Below are 25,139 nucleotides of genomic sequence, written 5' to 3'. Positions count from 1 at the left end.
CGTGTTCCTCCCATGTGAGCCTTGCTTCCGCCCGTTATTCGGCGGCGGCCTTCAACGTGCCGCCCTGCATCGCCTCCGCCCCGGCCATCACCGCCTTGACGATGTTGTGGTAGCCGGTGCAGCGACAGATGTTGCCCTCCAGCCCTTCGCGGACCTCATGTTCGCTGGGGGAGGGGTTGGCCGTCACCAGATCGACGGCGCTCATCACCATGCCCGGCGTGCAGAAACCGCATTGCAGGCCGTGATGCTCGCGGAAGGCCGCCTGCATCGGGTGCAGCGTGCCGTCCGCCGCCGCCAGCCCCTCGATGGTGGTGACCGCGGCGCCGTCGGCCTGGGCGGCCAGCATGGTGCAGGACTTCACCGACCGCCCGTCGATGTGGACGACGCAGGCGCCGCACTGGCTGGTGTCGCAGCCGACGTGGGTGCCGGTCAGGCCGAGCTGGTCACGGAGGAAGGTGACCAGCAGGGTCCGCTCCTCCACCTCGCGCGAGACCGCCTTTCCGTTGACGGTCATGGAAACGGTACACGGCATCCGCTGTCCTCCCATTGATTGGTGACGTTCTGTTGCCCCGACCTTCGCGACGCTTCTTTCGACGGTACTTCCAGATCTGCGGGATAAAGTGTGGTGCAGGACCAACCGGAACAAGGATAGGGGCGCGCCGTCCTATCCGGTCAAGACGCCGTTCGGCCTCCTCCGAAGGGAGAGGGCTTGTGCCGAACCGCCGCGCGTCTATCGGTTCCTACGGACTGGCGGACCCACCGACCACAAGTTAGGATAGCCAACAATCCGACGCAAACCAAAGCGTCTTACGAACGATCCGCAACGGACAGCCTTTTGGGAGGGCAGAAGTATGAAACGTTTCCTGGCCGCGGTCGGCGTCTGCATGCTCACCGCGCTGCCGGCCCAGGCCGAGCAGTTCGTCACTGTCCTGACCGGCGGCACCAGCGGCGTCTATTACCCGCTGGGCGTCGCGCTGTCCGGCATCTACGGCAAGGCCATTCCGGGGGCGAAGGTCACGGTCCAGGCCACCAAGGCGTCGGTGGAGAACCTGAACCTCCTCCAGTCGGAGCGCGGCGAGATCGCCTTCTCGCTCGGCGATTCGCTGAGCGGAGCCTGGAAGGGCGACGAGGAGGCCGGCTTCAAGAGCAAGCTGACCAAGCTGCGCACCGTCGCCGCCATCTACCCCAACTACATTCAGATCGTGGCGAGCAAGGATTCCGGCGTTAAGACGCTGGCCGACCTGAAGGGCAAGCGCGTGTCGGTCGGCGCGCCGAAGTCGGGAACGGAGCTGAACGCCCGCGCGATCTTCGCCGCCGCCGGGCTGGGCTACAAGGACTTCGCCAAGACCGAGTATCTGCCCTTTGCCGAATCGGTGGACCTGATCAAGAACCGGCAGCTCGACGCGACCCTGATCTCCGCCGGCCTTGGCGTGGCGGCGATCAAGGATCTGGCGACCTCGCAGGACATCACCATCGTGTCGATCCCGGCCGACGTCATCCAGAAGGTCGGTGATCCCGCCTACATCGCCGAGACCATCCCGGCCAACAGCTACAGCGGCCAGAGCGAGCCGGTGCCGACCGCGGCGGTGCGCAACCTGCTGGTCACCCATTCCGGCGTGTCGGACGACGCGGTCTACGCGATGACCAAGGCGATGTTCGAGAATCTCGACGCGATGGGTGCGGCCCACGCCGCCGCCAAGCAGATCAAGCTGGACGCCACCACCATCCAGTCGCCGGTGCCGCTGCATCCGGGGGCGGAGAAGTTCTACAAGGAAAAGGGCCTGATGTAAGCGCGCCGCGTCGTCCCGGAACCCCCGTGCGATGAGCGCATCCCCCCAAGAGGCGGACAACAAAATCCGCCAAGCCATCGACCGTGAGAACCCCTCCACGGTCGTGGCCTTCGAAGGCGTGGCGGGCAAGGCCGTCTTCGCCATCGCCGTCGCCTTCTCGCTGTTCCAGATCTGGACGGCGGCCTTCAACCCGCTGTCCAGCATGGTCGTGCGGTCGGTCCATGTCGGCTTCCTGCTGCTGATGACCTTCACGCTGTTCGGCTTCCGGCAGGAGGCTGAACGGCGCAGCGTTCCCTGGTACGACTGGCTGCTTGGCCTGGGCGCGTTCGCGCTCGGCCTCTACCATTACGTTTTCGAGGTCGATCTCATCCAGCGGGCCGGCGACCCGAACACCACGGACCTGATCGTCGGCGCGCTGACCATCGCCCTGGTGTTCGAGGCGGCGCGGCGCATCATGGGGTGGGCGTTGCCGATCATGTGCGGCGTCTTCATCCCCTACGCGCTGTTCGGGCGCCATCTGCCCTTCGGGCTGGCCCACCGCGGCTACGACGTCGACCAGGTGATCGACAACCTGTACCTCTCAACGGAGGGCATCTACGGCACGCCCACCTTCGTCTCCGCGACCTTCATCTTCCTGTTCATCCTGTTCGGCGCCTTCCTGGAGCGCGCCGGCATGATCAAGCTGTTCAACGACGTGTCGCTCGGCCTCGTCGGCCATGCCAAGGGCGGGCCGGCGAAGGTGGCGGTCATCTCGTCCGGCTTCATGGGGACGATCAACGGCTCGGGCGTGGCAAACGTGCTGACCACCGGCCAGTTCACGATTCCCCTGATGATGCGCTTCGGCTACCGCCCGGCCTTCGCCGGGGCGGTGGAGGCGACGGCCAGCATGGGCGGGCAGATCATGCCGCCGGTCATGGGGGCGGCCGCCTTCATCATGGCGGAGACCATCGGCGTCCCCTTCAGCGACATCGCCATCGCCGCGGCGATCCCGGCCATCCTCTATTTCGGCAGCGCCTTCTGGATGGTCCATCTGGAGGCCGGCAAGCACAACCTCGTCGGCCTGCCGAAGGACCAATGCCCCAGCGTCCTCGGCGCGCTGAAGGAGAGCTGGTACCTGATCCTGCCCCTGGCGGCGCTGGTCTACCTCCTGTTCTCCGGCTTCACGCCGCTGTTCGCCGGGGTGATCGGCATCGCCCTGACCGTCGCGCTGATCCTCGGCACGCGGATCGTCGGCTTCATCGGCACGACGGTGCTGCGGGTCGGTTTCTGGGTCGTCCTTGGCCTCATCGCCGCAGCGCTGTGGCGGATGGGGCTGCGGACGGAGCATCTGGCCTTCGCCATCGTCGGCCTGCTGGTCCTGCCCTGTCTGGCGCTGAAGGGCGGGCGGGAGACGCTGGCGCTGCTGGTGCAGAGCCTCGCCGACGGCGCCAAGAACGCCGTGGGGGTGGGCGTGGCCTGCGCGCTGGTGGGCGTGCTGATCGGCATCCTGACCCTGACCGGGCTGGCCTCCAGCTTCGCCTCCACCATCATGGACCTGTCGGGCGGCAATCTGCTGATCGCGCTGCTGCTGACCATGCTGGCCTGCATCGTTCTGGGCACCGGCCTGCCGACCACGGCGAACTACATCATCACCGCGGCCATCGCGGCGCCGGCCCTTTTGCAGATGGGCGTGCCGCTGATCGTCTCGCACATGTTCGTCTTCTACTTCGGCATCATGGCGGACCTGACCCCGCCGGTGGCGCTGGCGGCGCTGGCCGCCTCGTCCATCTGCCGGGCCGGGCACATGGAGATCGGCTGGATCGCCACACGCGTCGCCATGGCGGGCTACGTCGTGCCCTTCATGGCGGTGTACGACCCGGCGCTGATGCTCCAGACCGACGACCCGCTGGCCGTGGCCTACGTCCTGTTCAAGGCGCTGATTTCCATCGGCCTGTGGGGCGCGGCGACCATCGGGTATTTCTGGACGCCAATGAACTGGGCGGAGCGGGTGTTCGCGGCGGCGGCGGCTTTCCTGTTTGTCCTGTCCCTGCCCGTGACGGACGAGGCCGGCTTCGTCATGACGGCGGCCTTCCTGCTGTGGCAGCGCCACCGTCTGCGCCGCCTGGGTCGGACCAGCGCCCCGGCATGATGGCGGCGGCATGAGCGTGGCCTTGTGCCTGTCGGCGCTCGGTGGGGCGGTTCTGGCCGCCCTGCCGGGTCCCGCCTTCACCCTGTCCTGGACCCATTCGGTGGAAAAGACCGAATGGCGGGAGGACTGGCGCATCGAGGGTGGACGTCTCGTCCTGACCGAGGCCCGTGTGAAGGGCACCGGTGCCGGGATGGAGCCGCCCGCCGAGTCCCGCTTGGCCGACGGCTGGTGGGTCTGGGTACCGACGGTGCCGCCGCTGGAACGGCTGGTCCTGGCCGCTTCCTCCTTCACACCGGACCACACATTGTGCGCGGGCGGAACGTGCCGCCCGCTTCACGGCTGGATCGGCGGGCCGGGCCCGAGTCCACTCGAACTCAGGCCCTGCGGTTAGAGACACGTTCTTCACGCACGGCCGATAAGGGAATTCTGAAGGGGCGTTCCGGCTTGGCTTAGCCCTTTCGGAGACGCATACTTCGGTAACTGATATTACAGATGAATGCGTGTTATGACCGACGCCCGACCGACCCGACATCGCCTCGCCCGTTCACTTGCCGCTCCCCTGGCCGGTCTCGCCGCCGCCGGACTGCCGGGGCTGGCCCTGGCGGCGGAAGCTGCGGGGGCTCCGCATCTCGACGGGCGCGACCTGAATGTCTTCTGGGTGATTCCCTTCGTCGGGATTCTGCTGTCCATCGCCCTGATGCCGCTGCTGGCGCCATCCTTCTGGCACCATCATTTCGGCAAGGTCGCCGCCGGCTGGGCCATCGCCTTTCTGCTGCCCTTCGCGCTGACCTTCGGGGCCGGTCTCGCCACCTACGAGCTGCTGCACACGCTGCTTCTCGAATACATCCCTTTCATCGTGCTGCTGACCGCCCTGTTCACGGTTGCGGGCGGCGTGCGGATCTGCGGAACGCTGGTGGGCACGCCACTGGCGAACACGCTGGGGCTTGGGCTGGGCACGCTGCTGGCCAGCCTGATGGGGACGACCGGCGCCTCGATGCTGCTGATCCGCCCGCTGATCCGTGCCAACGAGCACCGGCGGCACAAGGTGCACACCGTCGTCTTCTTCATCTTCCTGGTGTCGAACGTTGGCGGCTCCCTGACGCCGCTGGGCGATCCGCCTCTGTTCCTGGGCTTCCTGAAGGGGGTCAGCTTCTTCTGGCCGACCATCCATCTGTTCTGGCCGATGGTTCTGGTGTCGGGCTGCCTGCTGGCGATCTACTTCGTGGTGGACCTCTACCTGCACACCAAGGACCCCGGCAAGCACCCGCTGATCGAGGGCGTGCATGAGCGCGAGCCGGTGCGAATCGAGGGGGCGGTGAACCTGCTCCTGCTCGTCGCCATCGTCGGCGCGGTGCTGCTGAGCGGCGTCTGGCATCCCGGGGTGGGGGTGGAGATCTACCACATTCACGTGCCGCTGGAGACGATCGTCAGCAATCTGCTGCTTCTCGGCATCACCGGCCTGTCGCTGGTGCTGACCAGCGCGCACAGCCGCCGCCTCAACGCCTTCACCTGGGGGCCGATCCTGGAGGTGGCGAAGCTGTTCGCGGCGATCTTCCTGACCATCATCCCGGCCATCGCCATCCTGAAGGCCGGCACCGACGGGGCGCTCGGCGCCATCATCGCGGCGGTGAACCAGGACGGCCAGCCGGTCCCCGCGGCCTATTTCTGGGCGGCCGGCATCCTGTCCAGCTTCCTCGACAACGCGCCGACCTACCTGATCTTCTTCAACACCGCGGGCGGCGATGCGCAGGTGCTGATGACCGACCTCGCCGTGACACTGGCGGCCATTTCGGCGGGCGCGGTGTTCATGGGCGCCAACACCTACATCGGCAACGCGCCGAACTTCATGGTCAAGGCCATCGCCGAGGAGCGCGGCGTGGCGATGCCGAGCTTCTTCGGCTACATGCTGTGGTCCTGCGGCATCCTGGTGCCGCTGTTCGTCCTGGTGACCTGGGTCTTCTTCCTCTAGGTCCCCCTCGATAAGCAGGCGGGCCGTGCCGAAGCACCGCCCGCCTGCCGAATCTCAATGGGCCATCAGGACCGGGGTGGTGAGGTTCGACAGCACCGTACGCGTCGCCCCGCCCAGCACCATCTCGCGCAGACGGGAATGGCCGTAGGCACCCATCACCAGCAGATCGCCGCCCAGGCTGCGGTGGCTGTCCAGAATGATCTCCCCGACGTCACCGCCCTGGAAGATGCTGGCCTGATGCTGGCTGCGAACGCCATGGCGCTCCAGCCAGATCATCAGGTCACGGCCACCATCCAACGCATCGCCCGGCGGGTCGATGGTAACCACCGTGACCCGTCCGGCGGCCGTGAGGAAGGGCAGGGCGTTGCGCACGGCGCGTCCGGCTTCCCGCGTGTTCTTCCAGGCCACCACCACATGGCGGCCAATCTCGGTCCGGGGCGGGAAGTTGTGGGGAAGCACCAGGGTCGGGCAGGAACTGGTCAGCGGAAGGCGGTCCGGCACCTGGAGCATCACCCGATTGCTGAGATCGTCGCCGTGGCTCTGGCTCACGATGGCGAGGTCGGCATAGGCGGCGCGGGCGGCCAGCAACTCCACATGGTCCCCTTCGTCGACCGTCCAGGAGTAGGAACAGTCCTTCAGTGCCGACCGGACCTCCTGTTCGATCTGTCCGGCCTTCTCGTGGGCGATGGCCGTGGCCTCGGCGATGTAGGCGTAGGAGGCGGCGCGTCCGGTCACCGCTGGGGGCATCGACACCGGCGTCGCCACGAACAGCACCTCGACAAAGGCGGAGAAGCGCTTGGCGAGACCGACCGCGACCTCAAGCCGCTGGGTGTGGCGGTCGTCGTTCGACATGTGCAGCAGGATCGTCTTGATCGGCATGGTCTCGCTCGCAGGTTTCGAACCGGATGACCGGCACTCCATAGGTAATGTTTGTTGAGCCAACATGGCAACGGCCCGGCTGACACGGGTTCTCTATCGGCTGGCAAAACCGCTGCGCCCGCCCGCACCTTCGTCGGGAGTGAGCCCGGAGATTTCCAGAAGCAGCTTGCTCAGGATGGCGTCGGCGAAGGCTTCGAAGCTGACGGCGGGCACCAGGAAGGCGCCGGGCCCGCCGATCACATGCTCCTCGTAATAGCCGTCGAGGTTCGTCGGAGCCGCCCCGCCCCAAGGATTGGGCCGGTCGTTGAGGATCGGCAGGCCGTTGATGGTGATCCCAGCGGCGACTGCCTCGTCGCGCGCCCATTGCACGGGACGGCCGCGGTTGTTGACTCCGTCGCCCGACACGTCGATGACCCGCCGCGTCCCTTCGAATCCATTGTCGTTGAACAGGCGGGCACTGAAATCGATGGCCGCGCTGATCGAGGTCCACTGCGCGCTCAGCGTGGGCGATTCGGCGATCGAGGAGGCGAAGGCCTCGACGCTGCCGTGGTCGCTCAGCAGGGTCCAGGGCACGGTGATGCGCTGGAAGCTGTCGCCGGCCCATTCGACGTAGGTGACGGCGATGCGCCCGAACGGACCGCCGCGGATCGCCGCCTGGATCTTCGGGTCGGTGAGGGCGGCGACGTACCCCTCGCGCTGCAGGCGTCCTTCCTCCGCGTCCACGCTGCCGGACACGTCCACGGCCAGCACCAGTTCCAGATCGACCGGCGTGTCGGCCAGGGCCGGCGCCCCCATTCCGCCGGCCAGAAAAACCGCGACGGCCATCCCCGCCAGACGCCACGCACCGTCCATGCCGTGCCTCCCCCGCGGATATTGTCGCCCGTACCCCTCAAGAAAAGAGATCGCTGCGCCGCCGCGACAAGGGGCCCTGTGCACGAGACGTTGACGGACGGGCGTCGCCGCTCCACCTCTCCACCCCATGCCGACCGAATCCCGATCCGAATGTCCGCCTGATTTTCCCGCCCGCCCGCTGTTCCTGGGCAGCGAGATCTACCGGGGCTCCAGCTATGGCGCGAAGCACCCGCTGGCCATCCCGCGGGTCTCGACCGCCATCGACCTCAGCCGCGCCATGGGCTGGCTGCCCGACGCGGTCTACCGCGACAGCCCGTTCGCAACGCCGGAGGAACTGACCCGCTTCCACGCCCCGGACTACATCGCCGCCCTGCACCGCGCCGAGGCCGACCAGCGCGTGGATGCCGCGACGGGGGAGCGCTACAACCTCGGCCGGCTGGAGAATCCCGTCTTTCCTGAGATGTACCGCCGTCCCGCCATCAGCACCGGCGCCGCCATCCTGGCTGGGCGCCTGCTGGCGGAGCAGCCATCCGGCATCGTCTACAGCCCTGCGAGCGGCACGCACCACGCCCGTCCGGGGCGGGCCAGCGGCTTCTGCTACCTCAACGCCCCGGTGCTGGGCATCCTGGCGCTGCTCGATTCCGGGATCGACCGGGTGCTCTACGTGGATCTCGACGCCCACCACGGCGACGGGGTGGAGGACGCCTTTGCCGACGACGACCGCGTGCTGACCCTGTCGGTCCATGAGGACGGACGCTGGCCCTTCACCGGCAAGGCGGAGGACCGCCCCGGCGCCATGGCCGTCAACCTGCCGGTGCCGCCGGGGTTCAACGACACGGAGATGGATTACCTGCTGGAGACGGTGATCCTGCCGCTGGGGCAAGGGTTCCGCCCTCAGGCGCTGGTCATCCAGACGGGGGCCGACGCGCTCGCCGAGGACCCGCTGAGCCGGCTGGAGCTGTCGAACGGCGCGCTGTGGCGGGCGGTGCGGGCGCTGATGGGGTTGGCGCCGCGCCTGATGGTCGTCGGCGGGGGTGGCTACAATCCCTGGTCGGTCGGGCGCTGCTGGGCGGGCATCTGGGCGGTGCTGAACGGCATCGACCCGGCGGTGCCGCCGACGCCCGAGGCGGAAGGCGTCCTGCGGTCGCTGTCCTGGTCGCGCGCCGCCGGGCGCAACCCGCCCGAGCATTGGTTCACCACGCTCGCCGACGCGCCACGCCCCGGCCCGCTGCGCGACGAGGTGCGGCGCGTTGCCGCTGCGGCAATCACGAAAATGGTCCGAACCGGATAATCTTTGGAAAGTTTTTCATTCACATATGTCACGCAGTTGACGTAATGGAACGAATCGGCCAGCCTGATTCGCGCGACTCGCGCTGTCCGCAGGCTGGTTCGACCGGCCACGTCACGCTGGAGACCGGGAGCCGGAGAGACGGAGAGGGGGCAGGCCGACGATGTCCAACACCACCTTGCTCCTGCTGACCATCGCCGCGATGATGCTGGCCGCCGTCCCGGTCGCCATGATGCTGAAGCGCTTCTTGCCCGACTTTCTTCATCGCTCCGCGGGTCTCGACCAGCTTGAGAATCGCATCTATGTCCTGCATTCGGAAATCCATGAGCTTCAGGACCGGGTGAACGGCAAGGTGCAGCGGCGCAACCAGGTGTCCGCCGAGAAGCACCGCGCCGAAACCGAAAACCGCAAGATGGAGCGGGCGATCGCGGAAATCGCCCTTCAGCCCCCGGTGTTCGTGCATGAGGTCGGCGATCCCCAGGCCGGCCTGTCGAAGTTCCTGGTGACCGTCGGCCAGGAGAAGGCGTCGGCCGGCGGTGACAAGTCGCAGGTCAACCCGATCTGGCGCTGCGCCAACGTGGCGGAGGTCTGGGCATCGGGAGCGGAGGAGGCCAAGCAGCTGGTCGAGGTGGCGTTCCCCTTCAAGATGGGTTTCACCAAGTCCTTCCAGAGGACCCAGGGGCGCCCCAACCCCGGCCGGATCAAGGCGCCCGCATCATGATGATCAACTTCCTCATCATTCTCGGCATCATCGCCATCGGGGCGTGGCTGGGCAACGTGCTGCTGGCGGTCGATTCCCAGGTCGCGCAGAGCCGCAGCCGGATGCGGGCCACCAAGGACACGATCGGCAAGCTGGAGGCGACGATCCGCCGGCTCCAGCAGGAGGACGAGCACATCGTCAAGGAGATCGAGGAGTGCATGGCCGGGACCGTCGAGGCGCGGCGCAAGCAGTCGGAGATCCAGCGGCGCCTGTCCGAAGCGCAGACCAAGCAGCGGCCCCAGCTCCTGATCCTGACCGACCGGCGCAATCCGAACGACAAGGAATGGCTGGTGACGGTCGTCAACACGCAGATCGGCGAGATCGACGCCCTGCACCCGCTGGCCGTCGAGTGGGCGCGTGGGCGCGACTATCTCGTCTGGGCCGAGAGCGACCGCGAGGCCGGGGAGCGGGCCATCCGCCGCTTCAGCGCGCGCCCCGGCTATCAGATCAAGCAGATCAAGCCGCTGACCAAGGACATCTACACCACCGCCACCGACCGTACGGCGGCGTGACGCCGTTCACGAGACGCCTCTGGACAGGCGGGCGGCGCGGCGGCATCGTCCAGGCTCTCGAACGTCAAGGGATGGGTTGGTCGCGATGATCGGACGGGCTGCGCGTGTCCTTCTGGGTGGGCTTCTGATGGGAGCCGTGATTCTGCTGTCGGCCTTGCCGGCGGTGGCGCTGGAGAGCTTCGCCCGCTCTTCCCTGACCGTCGAGACGGCGGGAGGCGGCAAGTACCGCTTCGACATCGAACTGGCGGAAACCCCGGCGCAGCAGGCGCAGGGGCTGATGTACCGAGAAAAGATGGCCGCCGACGCCGGTATGCTGTTCACCTACGACCGTCCGCAGCCGGCCAGCTTCTGGATGAAGAACACGCTGATCCCGCTCGACATGATCTTCATCGGCGCCGACGGCCGCATCGTGAACATCCACGCCAACGCCGTGCCGCAGTCGCTGGACGCGGTGAACTCGGCCGGTCCGGTGAAGGGCATCCTGGAGATCAACGGCGGCATGAGCGCGCGGCTGGGCATCCGTCCAGGCGACCGCGTGGTGCACGCGGCGTTCGGCACCGCGAAGTGATGGCGCCGCGTTAACGGCCCCCCTCGGGGAACCCGAAGGCGGTCAGGACGAGCCGGGCCGCCGCCTCGGGGTCCGTCTCGGGATTCGTGACCGCATCGCTCACCACGATGGCGGCGCGCGGGTGCAGCCATCCCCGCAGGACGCGCAGCAACGCTCCACCGGGCGGCAACGCCGTCTCCAGCACCGCCGTCGGCGTGCCCTGCCGCGCCAGCCGGGCGGCGGCCAGGGCGACGAGCCCGGCGTCCGAGCCCACCCCGACCAGTCCGGCCGGCCGGCGCTCCGCGACGATGCGGGAGAGCGCAAGGGCGGAGGTGCCGGTGTGCCGCTTGGCAAGGTCAATCTGACCGATGCCGGGGTGCAGCGCCGCCCGCAACGGCCCGCCCCCCATCGGGGCGATGACGTCGAGCCCGTACCCCCACCTCTGGAAAGCGTTGGCGACGCCCACGGCGGCACGCCCGGCCGGGGAGTCGTCCAGTCCGGAGACGAAGACGGCAAGACGGGGAGGGGGCAGGGAAGGGCTGTTCACGGCGGCTGTTCGACAGGGGCGAAAGGGGCGGCATCATACGGAAGCCCCACCCTGCGGGATAGATGCGGCTGCGTCTTGCCGTTCGCGCGGGGTTCGTGTATTCCACTGCCCGACGTCGGGGCGTAGCGCAGTCTGGTCAGCGCGCCAGTTTTGGGTACTGGAGGCCCCCGGTTCGAATCCGGGCGCCCCGACCAACGAAATTCGAACGATGCACCACGCACGTATCAGAGGAGATGCCGCGTCATGAAGGTCCGGATCTACCAGCCGAGCAAAGCGGCCACTCAGTCCGGGCGTGCCAAGACGCATCGTTGGCTGCTTGAATACGAGATTGAAACCCCGCGCCGTCCGGAGCCGTTGATGGGCTGGATCAGCTCTGGCGACACGCTCAACCAGGTGCGCATCGGTTTCGAGACGTCGGAGGAGGCGGTTGCCTTCGCCCAGCGCAAGGGCTGGGACTACACGGTCCAGGACGCTCCCGTGCGCCGCGTTCGGCCGCGCAACTACGCCGACAACTTCCGCATGGACCGTCCGCGCTTCTGATCCGGACCGGGGCCCCATAGCTCAGTTGGATAGAGCAATCGCCTTCTAAGCGATAGGTCGCAGGTTCGAATCCTGCTGGGGTCGCCATCTCCTTTGCAGTTCCGCTTGCTCATTATCGATTTGGAACGGCCGCTGCTTTTCGTCGGTGGTCGGTCACCTGATTCCAAAATTGGTCAACACAGTTATCCCCATACCCCTTTCGTCGTAGACGAAGGGATAGCGAAGCGTGTGATCGCGGTCAAAGCCTGACGATTCGCAGTGTATCCAATGGTTTCGCACCGCAATGACCATGCTCAATTTAGGGGCATGGCGGTAACCAACCGCCACCCCAACGGGCTTGACGACTCATCCACAAAGTTATCCACAAAAAATGGGGATAACCCGAACGCGCCGGCACGAAGGCGGGCCTGGGCGTTATCATGCGCCACCGCCGTCACCATCTACCGCAGGGAACGGTCTCCATACCGGAGACGTTGCACGGGGCGCGTGTGCAATCCCACGCCGTTCGGCGTCAGCACGAGGTGATGTCTTGGTCGGTTGGATCGTCAGAACGCTTCTTCTGTGCTTCGTGGTCGGGCTGGTTCTGTCCTTTCTGGACATCAACCCGGCGAGCATCCTGACCAACAGTTGGGGCACGATCCAGGACATCGCCCGGTTGGCGGCCGACTTCTTTCATTGGGCGCTGCCCTACATCCTGATCGGGGCGGTGATCGTCGTCCCGCTGTCCGTCATCGGGGCGGTCATGCGCTGGACCCGCACACGGCACCGCCCCTGATTGCGGCGCAATGCCCATCACCCGCACAAGAAAAAACCGGAGATCCAGTGGATCTCCGGCTAAGTGAATACAGGGAGGGTTAGAGACAAGGACTGTTTACTCCCGCGGCTCATCCGCTTCGTTGATCTGCGTCAATCGACGCTAATTTTATCAGCTGCCTGCAACCGGCCCAGATTGTCTTCGGGCAAAAAAATAGCCGAGGGTTCCATTGGAACCCCCGGCATAGGCGAATACAGGGAGGGTTAGAGACAAGAGCGTTCTACCTCCTCCGGACCCCGGCTACTTTGACATAGATCAAACACTTTTCGCATTGCAGCGAAGGTTTAGCGTCTTAATTATTGCCGTCTTATTTGTGCGTGTGTCCGTAGAGAACCGAAGGATCGGTCTCAACATCCTGAATAATTTCGAGTTTTCCATCACGCAGCGCTCGGTAGAAGCAACTGCGGCGTCCGGTGTGGCAGGCGACGCCGTCCTGTTCCACGATGACCAGCAGGGTGTCGCCGTCGCAATCGACGCGGAAATCCTTCAGCCGCTGCATCTGGCCGGAGGTCTCGCCCTTGCGCCACAACCCCTTGCGCGACCGCGACCAGTAGCAGACGCGCCCCGTGCGCAGGGTTTCCAGAACGGCGTCCCGGTTCATCCAGGCCATCATAAGAATCTCGCCGGTGCCTTCCGCCTGGGCGATTGCGGGGACCAGCCCGTCGGCGTTGAAGGCGATGGCCGCGATCACGTCATCGTATGCGGGCTCGGGGTATGCGGGCTCGGGCGCGGTGGCGTCCGTCATGGTGTCCAGTCCTCGTGTTCGTGCCGCGTGTCAGCGGGCCGCCCTCAGGCGGGCGAAGGCGCCGTCCAGGTCGCGGATGAGATCGTCGACGTTCTCCAGCCCGGCGTGCAGCCGCAGCACGGTGCCGGGATCGGTCCAGCGGGTCGCCGTGCGCACGCCCCCGGGCCGCGCCGGCAGGATCAGGCTCTCGAACCCGCCCCAGCTGTAGCCCAGACCGAACAGCTCCAGGGAGTTCAGCATCGCCGACAGGGCCGGCTTCGGCGCCGCGTGCATGACGATGGAGAACAGGCCGGAGGATCGTCCGATGTCGCGCTTCCACAAATCATGGCCCGGGCATTCCGGGAAGGCCGGATGAAGGATGCGGGTGACCTCGGGCTGCTTCGACAGCCAGCCGGCCAGCGCGAGCGCGCTTTCCTCGTGCTGCCGCAGGCGGACGGCCAGGGTGCGCAGGCCGCGCAGCCCCAGATAGAGGTCGTCCGGCCCGGCGCAGGTGCCCGTCCGCGTCGCCGCCTTCTTCACCGCCAGCCAGTGCGCCTCGTCGGCGCAGGAGATCACGCCTAGCATCGCGTCGGCGTGGCCGACGATGTACTTGGTCGCCGAGTGGATCGACACGTCCACCCCATGCTTCAGCGGCTGGAAGAAGAGGGGGGTGGCCCAGGTGTTGTCGATCATCACCGTGGCGCCCACCGTCTTGGCCGCCGCGGCGATGGCCGGAACGTCCTGCACCTCGAAGGTCAGGGAGCCCGGCGATTCGAGGAAGACGACGCGGGTGTTGGGCTTCAGCAGCGCGGTGATGCCGGCGCCGATGGTGGGGTCGAAATACTCGACCTCCACGCCGTAGGGGACCAGCGTGTCGGTGGCGAATCGGCGGGTCGGGGCGTAGGCGCTGTCGGTGATCAGCACATGGTCGCCGGTCTTGGTGAAGGCCAGCAGCGCCGTCGCGATGGCGTTCAGGCCGGACCCGGTGTTGACGGAGCGGTAGGCTCCTTCAAGCTCCGTCACCGCCTGTTCGAAGGCCAGCGTGGTCGGAGTCCCGACGCGTCCGTAGTTGATCGTGTCGAAGGGGGCGCGGTCGCTCGCCTCCAACTCCTCCAGAGTCGGAAAGAGCACGGTCGAACAATGGTAGACCGGCGGATTCACAATTCCGTGATTCTCACGCGGGCTGCGCCCGGCGTGTCCGAGGACCGTATCTTTTCGTGCGTCTTTCATGGGTCTTCCCGCAACAACAGTGACGGTGGTCGTATCCTGACTTTCCAGGATGGACCCGACCGCCAAAGATTTCTTTTCCCCAAGCCTCTGTAAGGGATAACCAAGCCAAATGCACGGCTTAAGGATGATTCGACAAGCCGGTTGCTGTTGGTGCACTCTTGTCACACGCGCGTGTCCGCCATGCGGGGCGCGCAATGCATGAACCTAAGCGTAAAAACGCAAGAACAGGGTGGAGCTTAATATGAAATCGGGAATCCTCGCCGCTGCTGCCGCGGCCGTGGTGTTCGGCGCCGTGACCGGCGCCCAGGCCGGTCCGACGCTGGACGCCGTCAAGGGCCGCGGCTTCGTCCAGTGCGGCGTGAACGCCGGCCTTCCGGGCTTCGGCAACCCCGACAGCTCGGGCAACTGGACCGGTCTCGATGTCGATTACTGCCGCGCGGTCGCGGTTGCGCTGTTCAACGACCCCAACAAGGTCAAGTTCACCCCGCTGTCGGCCCAGCAGCGCTTCCCCGCCATCCAGTCGGGCGAGGTCGATCTGCTGTCGCGCAACACCACCGTCACGCTGACCCGCGACACCTCGGTCGGCCTGAACTTCGCCCCGGTCACCTATTATGACGGCCAGGGCTTCATGGTGAACAAGAAGCTCGGCGTGAAGAGCGCCAAGGAGCTGAACGGCGCCACCGTCTGCGTCCAGGCCGGCACCACGACCGAACTGAACCTGGCGGACTATTTCCGCACCAACAACATGTCCTACAACCCGGTCGTCATCGAGTCGAACGACGAGGTGAACGCCGCCTACTTCGCCGGCCGCTGCGACGTGCTGACGACGGACGCCTCCGGCCTGGCCGGCACCCGCGCCGGCGTGGCCCCGGTTCCGGACGATCACATCATCCTTCCGGAGATCATCTCCAAAGAGCCGCTGGCCCCCGCCGTCCGTCACGGTGACGACCAGTGGTTCGATGTGGTGAAGTGGACCGTCTACGCCACCATCCAGGCCGAAGAGATGGGCATCACGTCCAAGAACGTCGATGAATTCGTGAACAGCAAGAACCCGGAGATCCAGCGCATCCTCGGCACCTCGCCGGGCATGGGCAAGGCGCTGGGCCTGGACGAGAAGTGGGCCTACAACATCATCAAGACCATGGGCAACTATGGTGAGATCTTCGAGCGCAACGTCGGCACGAAGACCCCGCTGAAGCTGGAGCGCGGCCTGAACGCGCTGTGGACCAACGGCGGTCTGCAGTACGCGATGCCGATCCGCTAAGGACGGAAAGGGGGACCGCGGACCACAGGGAGGCCCGCGGTCCTTCCTTTTTTGACGACGGGCAGGGCGGTTGCAGGGCGACAAGAATCAATGCCCGTGCCGCAGGCCCGTTTGGGAGACGATATACGTGGCGCAAGTTGCGGCGGACGTTCGGGAGGCGGCCGACGCCCTTATGCCATGCTGGTGAGGGGAGAGAACCGTGGCCAGCGAGACCCGGGACACCGCGCGCCCAAGCGCGCCTGGCGGTGTTTCATTTTCCCTCAGCGACCCGACGGTCCGTGCCGTGTTCTACCAGGTTCTGGTGGTTGGCATCGTCATCGCGGTCGGCTGGTTCCTTATTCACAACACGCTCGACAACCTGTCGAAGCGGTCCATCGCGACGGGATTCGGATTCCTGGACCGCGAGGCCTCCTTCGGCATCGGTGAGAGCCTGATCGACTACCATCCGCGGGACAGCTACGGCCGGGCCTTCTTGGTCGGCGTGCTGAACACGCTGAAGGTGTCGATCATCGGCGTCGTCCTGGCGACCGTGCTGGGCACGCTGATCGGCGTCGCCCGCCTGTCGAGCAACTGGCTGATCGCCAAGCTGGCCTCCACCTATGTGGAGATCGTCCGAAACATTCCGCCGCTGCTCCAGCTCTTCTTCTGGTATGCGCTGGTCTCGGAAAGCATGCCGCCGGTGCGGCAGGCGCTGAACCCGATTCCCGGCGTGTTCCTGTCGCAGCGTGGCCTGTTCGTGCCGGTGCCCTCCGCCGACCCGGTGTGGGGCACGATGGGCTTCGCGCTCGCCATCGCAGTGATCGGCGTGATCTTCCTGCGGCGCTGGGCCAAGGCCCGGCAGGAGCGGACGGGCCAGCCCTTCCCGATCGGATCGGCGAGCCTGGGTCTGCTGATCGGCCTGCCGCTGATCGCCTACATCGCCGGCGGCGCGCCGACGGCGCTGGACGTTCCGAAGCTGCAGGGCTTCAACTTCGTCGGCGGCGTGGTCCTCACCCCGGAGTTCTTCGCGATTCTGGTCGGGCTGGTCGTCTACACCGCCGCCTTCATCGCCGAGGTGGTGCGCAGCGGCATCCTGGCGGTCAACTGGGGCCAGACGGAAGCCGCAAGGGCGCTCGGCATCGACAGCGGCAAGACGCTGCGGCTCGTCGTCCTGCCGCAGGCGCTGCGGGTGATCGTGCCGCCGCTGACCAGCCAGTATCTGAACCTGACCAAGAACAGCTCCCTGGCGCTCGCCATCGGCTACCCGGATCTGGTGTCGATCGCCAACACGACGCTGAACCAGACCGGTCAGGCGATCGAGGGCGTGGCGATGATCATGGGCACCTATCTGGTCATCAGCCTGGGCATCTCGATCTTCATGAACTGGTACAACAAGCGCATCGCGCTGGTGGAGCGCTGACGGCCATGGCAAACAACGTTCATACCGGCAACGTCCATACCGGAAGCATTCCCGACGAGCGTCCGCCGGCCAACACCGTCGGCCCCGTGGCGTGGCTGCGCAACAACCTGTTCAACACTTGGTACAACGCGCTCCTGACGATCCTGATCGCCTGGCTGCTGTTCAAGGCGATCCCGCCGCTTCTCGACTGGCTGATCTTCAGCGCCAACAGCTTCGGCACGCCGCCCCAGGTGTGCCGGCAGGAGGGCGGCGCCTGCTGGACCTTCGTCAGCGAGAAGCTGCGCTTCGTCATGTTCGGCACCTTCCCATACGACGAGCAGTGGCGGCCGCTGATCACCATCGTGATCATCATCGCGCTGGTGCTGGCGAGCTGCGACCGCCGTTTCTGGAAGCCCTGGCTGGGCCTCGTCTGGATCGCCGGCCTGACCGCGGTGGGCGTGCTGATGTGGGGCGGCGTTCTGGGCCTGACCTATGTCGAGAACACGCTGTGGGGCGGCCTGCCGCTGACGCTGATGCTCTCGGTGGTCGGCCTGTCCGTGGCCTTCCCGGCGTCGGTCCTGCTGGCGCTCGGCCGACGGTCGCAGCTTCCGGCCATCCGCGTCATCTCGGTGACCTACATCGAGCTGATCCGCGGCGTGCCGCTGATCAGCCTGCTGTTCATGGCGTCGGTGATGTTCCCGCTGTTCCTGCCGACCGGCGTGAACTTCGACAAGCTGCTGCGCGCCCAGATCGCCTTCATCATGTTCGCCGCCGCCTACATGGCGGAAGCGATCCGCGGCGGTCTGCAGGCCATTCCAAAAGGCCAGTACGAGGCGGCAGACGCTCTCGGCCTGAACTACTGGCAGGCGATGGGCAAGATCATCCTGCCGCAGGCGCTCGCCATCTCCATCCCGCCGCTGGTGAACACCTTCATCAGCTTCTTCAAGGACACGTCGCTGGTCATCATCATCGGCCTCTACGACCTGCTGGGCACGGCCAAGGCGGCGCTGTCCGACCCGGCCTGGCGCGGCTTCTACCGCGAGGCCTACCTGTTCATCGGCGTGATCTACTGGGTGTTCTGCTTCTCGATGTCCAAATACAGCCAAAAGCTTGAACGCGACCTGCGTCGCGGTCACCGTCGCTGAGGGAGAGGGAAAAGAGATGACCATGACCCAAACCGCCGGCGCCGCGCGCAGCTTCCCCCAGGGGGAGCCGATCATCCAGTGCCAGGGCGTGCACAAATGGTACGGCGAGTTCCACGTCCTGAAGAACATCGACCTGTCGGTCGCCAAGGGAGAGCGGATCGTGATCTGCGGCCCCTCGGGCTCCGGCAAGTCGACCATGATCCGCTGCCTGAACCGGCTTGAGGAGCACCAGAAGGGCTCCATCGTCGTCGACGGCATCGAGCTGACCGGCAACCTGAAGAACATCGAACTGGTCCGCCGCGAAGTCGGCATGGTGTTCCAGCACTTCAACCTGTTCCCGCACCTGACCGTGCTGGAGAATTGCACGCTCGCCCCCATCTGGGTCCGCAAGAAGCCGAAGGCCGAGGCGGAGGAGATGGCGATGCGCTACCTGAAGCGGGTGCGCATCGCCGAGCAGGCGCACAAGTACCCCGGCCAGCTCTCCGGCGGGCAGCAGCAGCGCGTCGCCATTGCCCGCTCGCTGTGCATGAGCCCGAAGGTCATGCTGTTCGACGAGCCGACCTCGGCGCTCGACCCCGAGATGGTCAAGGAGGTGCTGGACGTCATGATCGGTCTGGCCGAGGACGGCATGACCATGCTCTGCGTGACGCACGAGATGGGCTTCGCCAAGTCGGTCGCCGACCGCGTCATCTTCATGGACCGCGGCGAGATCGTCGAGCAGAACACGCCCAACGAGTTCTTCAACCACCCGCAGTCGGACCGGACGAAGCTGTTCCTCAGCCAGATCCTGAACCACTGATGCTCACAACCGCGCCGGAACGGCTTGTTCCGGCGCGGTAAACCAGCGCAACCCGCAAGGAACGCTGGCGGGTTGCCCCGGTTTCGGGTTGAATGCAGTCCGTTCGTGCTGTTTGCCGCTGCGCACAACGGAGCCTGCCTGATGGAGCTGCTGAGTCCCCGTCCCGGAATTGGCCAGATCAAGCCCTACCGTCCCGCAAGACCACCGGAGGACGGCGGCGCCTGGGTCGATCTGTCGCTGACGGTCAATCCGCTGGGACCCGGCAAGAAGGCGCTCACCGCCTACCGCCACATGGCGGCGCAGATCCACCGCTATCCCGACTGGTCGCAGGACCGCCTGCGCCACGCCATTGCCCGGCGCTACGATCTGGACGCCGGACACATCACCTGCGCCAACGGCTCCGACGAGATGATCCATCTCGTCACCCAGGCCTTTGCCGGGCCGGGGGACGAGGTTTTGTGCCACGAGCACGGCTACCGCGGCTTCATGAAGGCGATCCGCGCCGCCGGGGCGACGCCGGTGATCGCGGCGGAGCGCGATCTGGTCGTCGATGTCGAGGCGATGATCGACCGGGCGAACGAGAAGACGAAGCTCTGCTTCCTCGCCAACCCGAACAACCCCACCGGCACCTACATCCCGTCGGAGATGGTCCTGCGGCTGCGCGCCGGCCTGCCATCGCACACGCTGCTGGTGCTCGATTCGGCCTACGCCGACTATTGCCGCCGCGACAACTACAGCGACGGGACGGAGATCGTCGAGAACTCCGACAACGTGCTGATGGTGCGCACCTTTTCCAAGCTGCACGGGCTGGCCGGGCTGCGAGTCGGCTGGGCCTACGGACCGGCGGGGGTGATCGAGGCGGTCAACCAGACGCGCGGCCCCTTCAACGTCGGGATCGCCGCCCAGGCCGCGGCGGAGGCCGCCGTCGGCGACACCGAGCATGAGGAGGCGACCTTCGCCCACAACAGCGCATGGCTGCCCTGGCTGAGCCATGAGCTGGAACAGCTCGGCGTGCGCGTCTATCCCAGCGTCTGCAACTTCATCCTGGCGCGCATCCCGACCGACCCGTCGCTCGGTGTCCAGGCGGTGCTGGACCATCTGGCACGCCGCGGCATCCTGGTGAAGCCAACCCAGGACTACGGGCTGGCCGACTGCCTGCGCATCACGGTCGGGCGGGAGGACGAAAACCGGGCTCTGGTCGCCGCTCTGGGTGAGATTCTGAGCTGACCTCCGGCTCCGCGCCGAGCACCGGTTCGGGGATGGGATCTGGATTCCGGGCGTGCTCGCGGGCGAAGATGAACAGCCCGGAGCCGACCACGATCACGATGCCGACCAGCGACAGCAGGTCCGGCCACTCGTCGAAGAAGATCGCCCCGATGGCCAACGCCCACAGGATCTGGCTGTACTGGGCCGCCCCCACGCGATCGGCCGGGGCGAAGGCGGCGGCCAGGGTGAAGAGGGCCTGGGCGGCGAAGGTCGTGGTGGCGAAGCCCACGGTCAGAATCCATTGCTCGCGCGTCGGCCACTCGAATCCGGGGATCATCAGCAGGCCGGACGCGACGGCGGTGGACAGGAACACCGTCCCGATCAGGGTGAAGCGCTTCTCGGAATGCCCGATCATCCGCCCGGTGATGACCACGACGGCGGAGCTGAAGGCGCAGCCCAGCGCCGCGAAATGGCCGGGCAGCAGCTCGCGGAAGCCGGGGCGGGCGACGATCAGCACACCGATGAAGGCCGCCCCGATGGCCAACCGGCGACGCCAGCGCACCGGCTCCTTCAGCACAACGATCGCCAGCAGCGTCACCAAACTGGGCATCAGGAAGATCATCGCGAAGGCTTCCGCAAAGGGAAGGCTGCGGAACGACATGACGCTGAGCGGGGTAGAGGCCGCCACGAAGACCAGCCGCACCGTCATCAGCCAGGGCCGGTTCCAGCGCAGCAGGTCGCCAAGCCGGTCGCCCCGGGTCATGAAGACCGGGGAGAGCAGCAACGGCAGAATGTATGCGAAGAAGGTGACCTCGAAGGGGTCCAGCCCATGCCCGATCGCCTTCACCAGCGCATCGCCCCAGGCGAAGAAGGCGAAGGCCAGGAACGCGAACAGAATGCCCTTCGTCATGGCGTCGGTGTCCTGGCGTTCGGAACGGCGTGGAGCGAACTCGGGCGAGCGGGCCGGAGCGGCCCGTCACTCGTTGATCGGAATGTGCGGGGCCGAGGTCCGCGGCAGCCAGCCAAGGAGGCGGGGATCGCGGATCTCGCGGGTCACATGCCGGATCGGCACGAACCCCATCGACTGGTAGAGCGGCAGCGCCTTCGGATGGTCGAAGGTGCAGGTGTTGACCAGAAGCCGCGTCGTCCCGCCCTGCCAGGCCAACCGGATCGCCGTGTCGAGCAGCCAGGGGCCGAGCTTCAGGCCGATGAAATCGGGGATCAGCCCGAAATAGGCCAGATCGGTGTCGTCCTCCCGCCGGTCGATCTCGGCGTAGCCGGCGGGCGTGCCGTTCACGTAGAGGACCCAGATCTCGATCCGCGGGTCGGTAACGATGCGTCCCAACTCCGGCATCGGCATGCGCCGCCGCTCGTGCCACAGCCATGGCTCGCCGACCGTGTCGTAGAGATAGCGGTAGTAGGAAGCGGTCGGCGGGTTGGCCCGCACCAGCGCCACGTCACCCGCCGGTCGGGGCAGGGGCGCGTGGGCCGGCGGGGCCGTCATCTCCAGATAGGTGACTATGACGGACAGGCAGCCGGGCGGCACCGGCGCCACGATCTGGGACTGCGACAGGGACGTCCGGGGAGGCGGCGTCAGGGAGAATCGGTCTTCAGCCATTTCTGCATCACGGTAACGGGACCGGTGGCATAGCCCAGCCGCTCATAGAACGCCACCACGGCGTGGTTTGTCGTGCGCACCATGAGTTGCGCCTTGGGCATGCCGGACTCGACAAGCCAGCCCTCCGCCGCCCGGACCATCGCCCGGCCATGGCCGTTTCCGCGGCAGGCGGGATCGACCGCCAGATAGTAGAACCAGCCGCGGTGCCCGTCATGACCGACCATGACGGACGCCACGGTCCGCTCGCCCTCACGGCCGATCAGGATCGTGGCGTTCGGCTTGGACACGGCGAGCGCGATGTCGGCCACCGGGTCGTTCCACGGAACCACGAGGTTGCAGGCGGTCCACAGCGCCACCACGTCGTCGCGGTCCGCCGCCTCGTAGTGGCGGATGCTCAGCGCTTCGGTCACCGATTCACCGGTCCGGTTTCCAGAGGCAGATCGGGGCGCAGGCCCCATTCCGCCCAGGACCCGTCATAGACGGCCACATCCTCCTTGCCGGCTGCGGCCAGCCCGAGCGCGAGCACACAGGCGGTCACGCCGCTGCCGCAGGAGGCGACGATGGGACGTTCCAGATCGAGGCCGGCGCCCGTCGCCCGCTCCGCGATGATTTCGGGCGGCAGCAGGGTCTTGCTGTCCGCGTCGATCAACTCGTTGAAGGGCAGGTTGAGGCTGCCGGGGATGCGCCCGCTGCGGCGGCCCGGCCAGGGCTCGGCGACGGCGCCCTCGTAGCGGTTGGCGGCCCGGGCGTCGACCACCTGATCCACCCGCGAGTCGATGTTGGCGAGCAGATCGTCGGCCCGGCGCAGCAGGCCGGGTCGCAGCGCCGCCGTGAACGCCGCCGGGTTCGGGTCGGCCGGACCGGATTCCAACGGCCGGCCTTCGGCGATCCATTTCGGCAGGCCGCCATCCAGCACGGCGACGCGGCCATGCCCAAACAGGCGGAACATCCACCAGACGCGCGCGGCGGCGGTGGCCATGCCGGCGCTGTCATAGACGATCACCGTATCGCCGCTGCCGACGCCAAGTGCCCCGACCTTGGCCGCGAAGGTCGCCTCGTCCGGCACCATGTGCGGCAGGGGGTGGGTGCCCGGCTGCGCCACATCGTCGATGTCGATGCGCACGGCGCCGGGGATGTGCCGCTCCAGGAACTCGGCACCCGGGTCGCGGTCGGAGCCGGGCATGAACCAGGAGGCGTCGAGGATGCGCAGGCCCGGCTGGCCCAGCCGTTCGGCCAGCCAGCCCGTCGGGACGATCGGGCCGGGGAGGGTGAGCGTAGTGTGCGAATCGGTCATAGGATGTCCTCCCCGTTCAATCGCGCAGCGCGACGATCACACGCCGGTTCTGCTTGCCCTTGTTCTCGATCTTCACGACGTCGAGCCCGCCGATCTCGCCCAGCCGCTTCACATGGGTGCCGCCGCAGGGCTGGCGGTCGACCCCGGCGATGTCCACCAGCCGGACGCGGCCATGACCGCGCGGCGGCTTCACCGTCAGGGTGCGGATCAGCTCGGGGTTGGCGTCCAACTCCGCGTCGGTGATCCACAGCGAGCCGACCGGCGTGTCCGCGGCAACCAGCCGGTTCAGCGCCGCCGCGATGGCCTCCTTGTCGAGCCCCTCGGTCGGCACGTTGAAATCGACGCGGCTGCGCTCCGCCCCGACCTGGGCGCCGGTGATCGAGGCGCCGGGCAGGACCGCGCAGACGAGGTGCAGCGCCGTGTGCATCCGCATGTGACGGTGCCGGCGGTCCCAATCGATCTCGGCTTCCACCGGGGTGCCGGGGGCGGGCAGGGGCGCGCCGGGCTCGGGCACATGGATCACATCGTCCGGCCCGTCGCCCTTCACCGTGTCCACGATGCGCAGCGTGGCGCCGGCGACGCGCAGCAGCCCGGTGTCGCCGGGCTGGCCACCGCCGTTGGGGTAGAAGACCGTCCGGTCCAGCCGGATGCCCCGCTCGTCCGCAGATGTCACGGTGGCGGTGCAGGAGGTGGCGTAGGCGTCCTCGCGGAAGATCAGTTCCATGGAACCTCGGGTGCGTTTACGAATCCAGCCAATCGGGCACAGGCAGATTCTTCTCACGCAGGAACGCCGGATTGAAGAGCTTCGATTGGTAGCGCTGCCCTCCGTCGCAGAGAATCGTCACGATGGTGTGACCCGGCCCCATCTCCCGGGCGATGCGGATGGCCGCCGCGACGTTGATGCCCGACGATCCGCCCAGCACCAGCCCCTGCGACTTGATCAGGTCGAAGATGATCGGCAGGGCCTCCTCGTCGGGGATCTGCAAAGCCTGATCGACCGGGGCGCCCTCCAGGTTGGCGGTGATCCGGCCTTGGCCGATGCCTTCGGTGATCGAGCTGCCCTCCGCCTTCAGCGTGCCATGGGCGTAGTGGTGGTAGAGGGAGGCGCCCATCGGATCGGCCAGCACGATGCGTACGTCCGGGTTGCGCTCCTTCAGAGCGAGCCCGACGCCGGCCAGCGTGCCGCCGCTGCCCACCGCGCAGGTGAATGCGTCGACCCGCCCCTCGGTCTGGGTCCAGATTTCCGGACCGGTGGTCAGGCGGTGGCCCTCGCGGTTCGCCACATTGTCGAACTGGTTGGCCCAGACGGCGCCGTTCGGCTCGGTCTTCGCCAGCTCCTCGGCCAGCCGGCCGGAATAGCGGACGTAATTGTCGGGGTTGGAGTAGGGCACCGCCGGCACCAGACGAAGGTCGGCGCCGACCAGGCGCAGCATGTCCTTCTTCTCCTGGCTCTGCGTCTCCGGCATCACGATGACGGTGCGGTAGCCGAGCGCGTTGCCGACCAGCGCCAACCCGATGCCGGTGTTGCCCGCCGTGCCCTCGACGATGGTGCCGCCGGGGCGCAGAAGGCCCCGGCGTTCGGCGTCGCGGACGATGGCCAGGGCTGCGCGGTCCTTCACCGAGCCTCCGGGGTTGAGGAACTCCGCCTTGCCCAGAATCTCGCATCCCGTGGCCTTCGACGGCCCTTCCAGCCGAATCAGCGGCGTGTTGCCGATGGAGCCGATGAAGCCGGTGCGGATGTCCACGGACTGTCTCCCGAATCGAATGATGAACCGGGCAACACTATCGGATTGCGCACCAGGGAATTCAAGGTCGGCTTGTGAAATGCAGCATTGAACGAAATTTTCCCGTATTT

The 25,139-nt window shown here is 66.8% G+C and carries 27 protein-coding genes and 2 tRNA genes; 17 read left to right on the top strand and 12 right to left on the bottom strand.

The genetic code is table 11. From position 1 onward, the window contains the following. Positions 1 to 34: 34 nt before the first annotated feature. Positions 35 to 532 carry a (2Fe-2S)-binding protein gene (locus FBZ83_RS17525; RefSeq protein WP_145686306.1) on the bottom strand — a complete coding sequence of 166 codons (498 nt, stop codon included), beginning with the start codon at positions 530 to 532 and terminating at the stop codon, positions 35 to 37. 319 nt (positions 533 to 851) lie between these two features. Here FBZ83_RS17525 and FBZ83_RS17520 point away from each other — a divergent pair, with 319 nt between their 5' ends. The 4 genes from FBZ83_RS17520 to FBZ83_RS17505 all read left to right on the top strand — a co-directional run bounded on the left by FBZ83_RS17520 (position 852) and on the right by FBZ83_RS17505 (position 5,887). Beyond that, positions 852 to 1,790 (top strand): TAXI family TRAP transporter solute-binding subunit, encoded by a 939-nt coding sequence (locus FBZ83_RS17520; protein WP_137114513.1) that lies wholly within the window; start codon positions 852 to 854, stop codon positions 1,788 to 1,790. 31 nt (positions 1,791 to 1,821) lie between these two features. Beyond that, positions 1,822 to 3,918 carry a TRAP transporter permease gene (locus tag FBZ83_RS17515; protein ID WP_145686305.1) on the top strand — a complete coding sequence of 699 codons (2,097 nt, stop codon included), beginning with the start codon at positions 1,822 to 1,824 and terminating at the stop codon, positions 3,916 to 3,918. A 10-nt stretch (positions 3,919 to 3,928) separates the two neighbouring features. After that, positions 3,929 to 4,309: a DUF1850 domain-containing protein gene (locus FBZ83_RS17510; protein ID WP_145686303.1), complete on the top strand. Its 381-nt coding sequence runs from the start codon at positions 3,929 to 3,931 to the stop codon at positions 4,307 to 4,309. 114 nt (positions 4,310 to 4,423) lie between these two features. Further along, entirely contained in the window at positions 4,424 to 5,887 is a 1,464-nt protein-coding gene (locus FBZ83_RS17505; RefSeq protein ID WP_145686297.1) for a sodium:proton antiporter, read from the top strand. A gap of 54 nt (positions 5,888 to 5,941) precedes the next feature. Here the strand turns inward: FBZ83_RS17505 and FBZ83_RS17500 are convergent, their stop codons facing one another. Together FBZ83_RS17500 and FBZ83_RS17495 are read right to left on the bottom strand one after the other, a co-directional pair. Next, positions 5,942 to 6,766, bottom strand: coding sequence for a universal stress protein (locus FBZ83_RS17500; RefSeq protein WP_145686292.1), 825 nt, complete (start codon positions 6,764 to 6,766; stop codon positions 5,942 to 5,944). Between the two features lie 93 nt (positions 6,767 to 6,859). Next, positions 6,860 to 7,618, bottom strand: coding sequence for a DUF1194 domain-containing protein (locus tag FBZ83_RS17495; protein ID WP_145686286.1), 759 nt, complete (start codon positions 7,616 to 7,618; stop codon positions 6,860 to 6,862). Between the two features lie 127 nt (positions 7,619 to 7,745). Between FBZ83_RS17495 and FBZ83_RS17490 the strand changes: the two genes are divergently transcribed. From FBZ83_RS17490 to FBZ83_RS17475, 4 genes are all read left to right on the top strand, one after another. Beyond that, the gene (locus FBZ83_RS17490) at positions 7,746 to 8,909 is read left to right on the top strand and encodes an acetoin utilization protein AcuC (protein ID WP_145686278.1); all 1,164 of its coding nucleotides are present in this window, start codon (positions 7,746 to 7,748) and stop codon (positions 8,907 to 8,909) included. Positions 8,910 to 9,069: 160 nt separating this feature from the next. After that, entirely contained in the window at positions 9,070 to 9,627 is a 558-nt protein-coding gene (locus FBZ83_RS17485; RefSeq protein WP_145686272.1) for a hypothetical protein, read from the top strand. Next, positions 9,624 to 10,178: a hypothetical protein gene (locus FBZ83_RS17480; protein WP_145686264.1), complete on the top strand. Its 555-nt coding sequence runs from the start codon at positions 9,624 to 9,626 to the stop codon at positions 10,176 to 10,178. Before FBZ83_RS17485 ends, FBZ83_RS17480 begins: the two co-directional genes overlap by 4 nt. A gap of 127 nt (positions 10,179 to 10,305) precedes the next feature. Further along, positions 10,306 to 10,746: a DUF192 domain-containing protein gene (locus FBZ83_RS17475; RefSeq protein ID WP_247888344.1), complete on the top strand. Its 441-nt coding sequence runs from the start codon at positions 10,306 to 10,308 to the stop codon at positions 10,744 to 10,746. Between the two features lie 10 nt (positions 10,747 to 10,756). On the opposite strand, the gene FBZ83_RS17470 is transcribed toward FBZ83_RS17475, so the two are convergent. Then, entirely contained in the window at positions 10,757 to 11,272 is a 516-nt protein-coding gene (locus tag FBZ83_RS17470; protein ID WP_145686256.1) for a hypothetical protein, read from the bottom strand. Between the two features lie 116 nt (positions 11,273 to 11,388). On the opposite strand from FBZ83_RS17470, the gene FBZ83_RS17465 reads away from it, so the two are divergent. The 4 genes from FBZ83_RS17465 (at position 11,389) to FBZ83_RS17450 (ending at position 12,587) form a co-directional block, all read left to right on the top strand. After that, a tRNA-Pro gene (locus tag FBZ83_RS17465) sits at positions 11,389 to 11,466 on the top strand. A 49-nt stretch (positions 11,467 to 11,515) separates the two neighbouring features. Continuing rightward, on the top strand, positions 11,516 to 11,812 hold the full coding sequence (locus FBZ83_RS17460) for an ETC complex I subunit (RefSeq protein ID WP_014240426.1): 297 nt from the start codon (positions 11,516 to 11,518) through the stop codon (positions 11,810 to 11,812). Positions 11,813 to 11,822: 10 nt separating this feature from the next. After that, positions 11,823 to 11,899 (top strand) — tRNA-Arg (locus tag FBZ83_RS17455). A gap of 442 nt (positions 11,900 to 12,341) precedes the next feature. Beyond that, positions 12,342 to 12,587: a DUF6460 domain-containing protein gene (locus FBZ83_RS17450; RefSeq protein ID WP_145676475.1), complete on the top strand. Its 246-nt coding sequence runs from the start codon at positions 12,342 to 12,344 to the stop codon at positions 12,585 to 12,587. 346 nt (positions 12,588 to 12,933) lie between these two features. Here the strand turns inward: FBZ83_RS17450 and hisI are convergent, their stop codons facing one another. After that, complete coding sequence (gene hisI, locus FBZ83_RS17445; RefSeq protein ID WP_145686254.1) at positions 12,934 to 13,371, bottom strand: phosphoribosyl-AMP cyclohydrolase; 438 nt, start codon at positions 13,369 to 13,371, stop codon at positions 12,934 to 12,936. Between the two features lie 30 nt (positions 13,372 to 13,401). Continuing rightward, the gene (metC, locus tag FBZ83_RS17440) at positions 13,402 to 14,580 is read right to left on the bottom strand and encodes a cystathionine beta-lyase (RefSeq protein WP_145686252.1); all 1,179 of its coding nucleotides are present in this window, start codon (positions 14,578 to 14,580) and stop codon (positions 13,402 to 13,404) included. A gap of 241 nt (positions 14,581 to 14,821) precedes the next feature. Here metC and FBZ83_RS17435 point away from each other — a divergent pair, with 241 nt between their 5' ends. From FBZ83_RS17435 to FBZ83_RS17415, 5 genes are all read left to right on the top strand, one after another. Next, complete coding sequence (locus FBZ83_RS17435) at positions 14,822 to 15,844, top strand: amino acid ABC transporter substrate-binding protein (RefSeq protein WP_014240430.1); 1,023 nt, start codon at positions 14,822 to 14,824, stop codon at positions 15,842 to 15,844. A gap of 199 nt (positions 15,845 to 16,043) precedes the next feature. Further along, positions 16,044 to 17,243 (top strand): amino acid ABC transporter permease, encoded by a 1,200-nt coding sequence (locus FBZ83_RS17430; RefSeq protein ID WP_145686250.1) that lies wholly within the window; start codon positions 16,044 to 16,046, stop codon positions 17,241 to 17,243. Positions 17,244 to 17,248: 5 nt separating this feature from the next. Then, positions 17,249 to 18,367, top strand: coding sequence for an amino acid ABC transporter permease (locus FBZ83_RS17425; protein ID WP_145686248.1), 1,119 nt, complete (start codon positions 17,249 to 17,251; stop codon positions 18,365 to 18,367). 22 nt (positions 18,368 to 18,389) lie between these two features. Next, positions 18,390 to 19,166, top strand: a complete 777-nt coding sequence (locus FBZ83_RS17420; RefSeq protein WP_119508431.1) for an amino acid ABC transporter ATP-binding protein — start codon at positions 18,390 to 18,392, stop codon at positions 19,164 to 19,166. Between the two features lie 141 nt (positions 19,167 to 19,307). Continuing rightward, a complete protein-coding gene (locus FBZ83_RS17415; RefSeq protein ID WP_145686246.1) occupies positions 19,308 to 20,393 on the top strand; it encodes a pyridoxal phosphate-dependent aminotransferase in 1,086 nt (361 codons plus the stop codon). Here the strand turns inward: FBZ83_RS17415 and FBZ83_RS17410 are convergent. The 6 genes from FBZ83_RS17410 to FBZ83_RS17385 all read right to left on the bottom strand — a co-directional run bounded on the left by FBZ83_RS17410 (position 20,329) and on the right by FBZ83_RS17385 (position 25,029). Then, positions 20,329 to 21,282, bottom strand: a complete 954-nt coding sequence (locus tag FBZ83_RS17410; RefSeq protein WP_145686245.1) for an EamA family transporter — start codon at positions 21,280 to 21,282, stop codon at positions 20,329 to 20,331. The two genes, FBZ83_RS17415 and FBZ83_RS17410, sit on opposite strands and share 65 nt — an antisense overlap. A gap of 66 nt (positions 21,283 to 21,348) precedes the next feature. Then, a complete protein-coding gene (locus FBZ83_RS17405; protein WP_145686243.1) occupies positions 21,349 to 21,990 on the bottom strand; it encodes a GNAT family N-acetyltransferase in 642 nt (213 codons plus the stop codon). Further along, entirely contained in the window at positions 21,966 to 22,400 is a 435-nt protein-coding gene (locus FBZ83_RS17400; protein WP_145686241.1) for a GNAT family acetyltransferase, read from the bottom strand. Before FBZ83_RS17400 ends, FBZ83_RS17405 begins: the two co-directional genes overlap by 25 nt. Continuing rightward, the gene (gene sseA / locus FBZ83_RS17395) at positions 22,397 to 23,284 is read right to left on the bottom strand and encodes a 3-mercaptopyruvate sulfurtransferase (RefSeq protein WP_145686240.1); all 888 of its coding nucleotides are present in this window, start codon (positions 23,282 to 23,284) and stop codon (positions 22,397 to 22,399) included. Before sseA ends, FBZ83_RS17400 begins: the two co-directional genes overlap by 4 nt. Positions 23,285 to 23,300: 16 nt before the next feature. Beyond that, entirely contained in the window at positions 23,301 to 24,008 is a 708-nt protein-coding gene (locus FBZ83_RS17390) for an alanyl-tRNA editing protein (protein ID WP_145686238.1), read from the bottom strand. 16 nt (positions 24,009 to 24,024) lie between these two features. After that, entirely contained in the window at positions 24,025 to 25,029 is a 1,005-nt protein-coding gene (locus FBZ83_RS17385; protein ID WP_145686236.1) for a cysteine synthase A, read from the bottom strand. Positions 25,030 to 25,139: the final 110 nt, after the last annotated feature.

This window comes from Azospirillum brasilense, assembly GCF_007827815.1.
In the GTDB taxonomy this organism is placed as follows: Bacteria; Pseudomonadota; Alphaproteobacteria; order Azospirillales; family Azospirillaceae; genus Azospirillum; species Azospirillum brasilense_C.
This window is presented reverse-complemented; position numbering and strand designations above follow the sequence as displayed.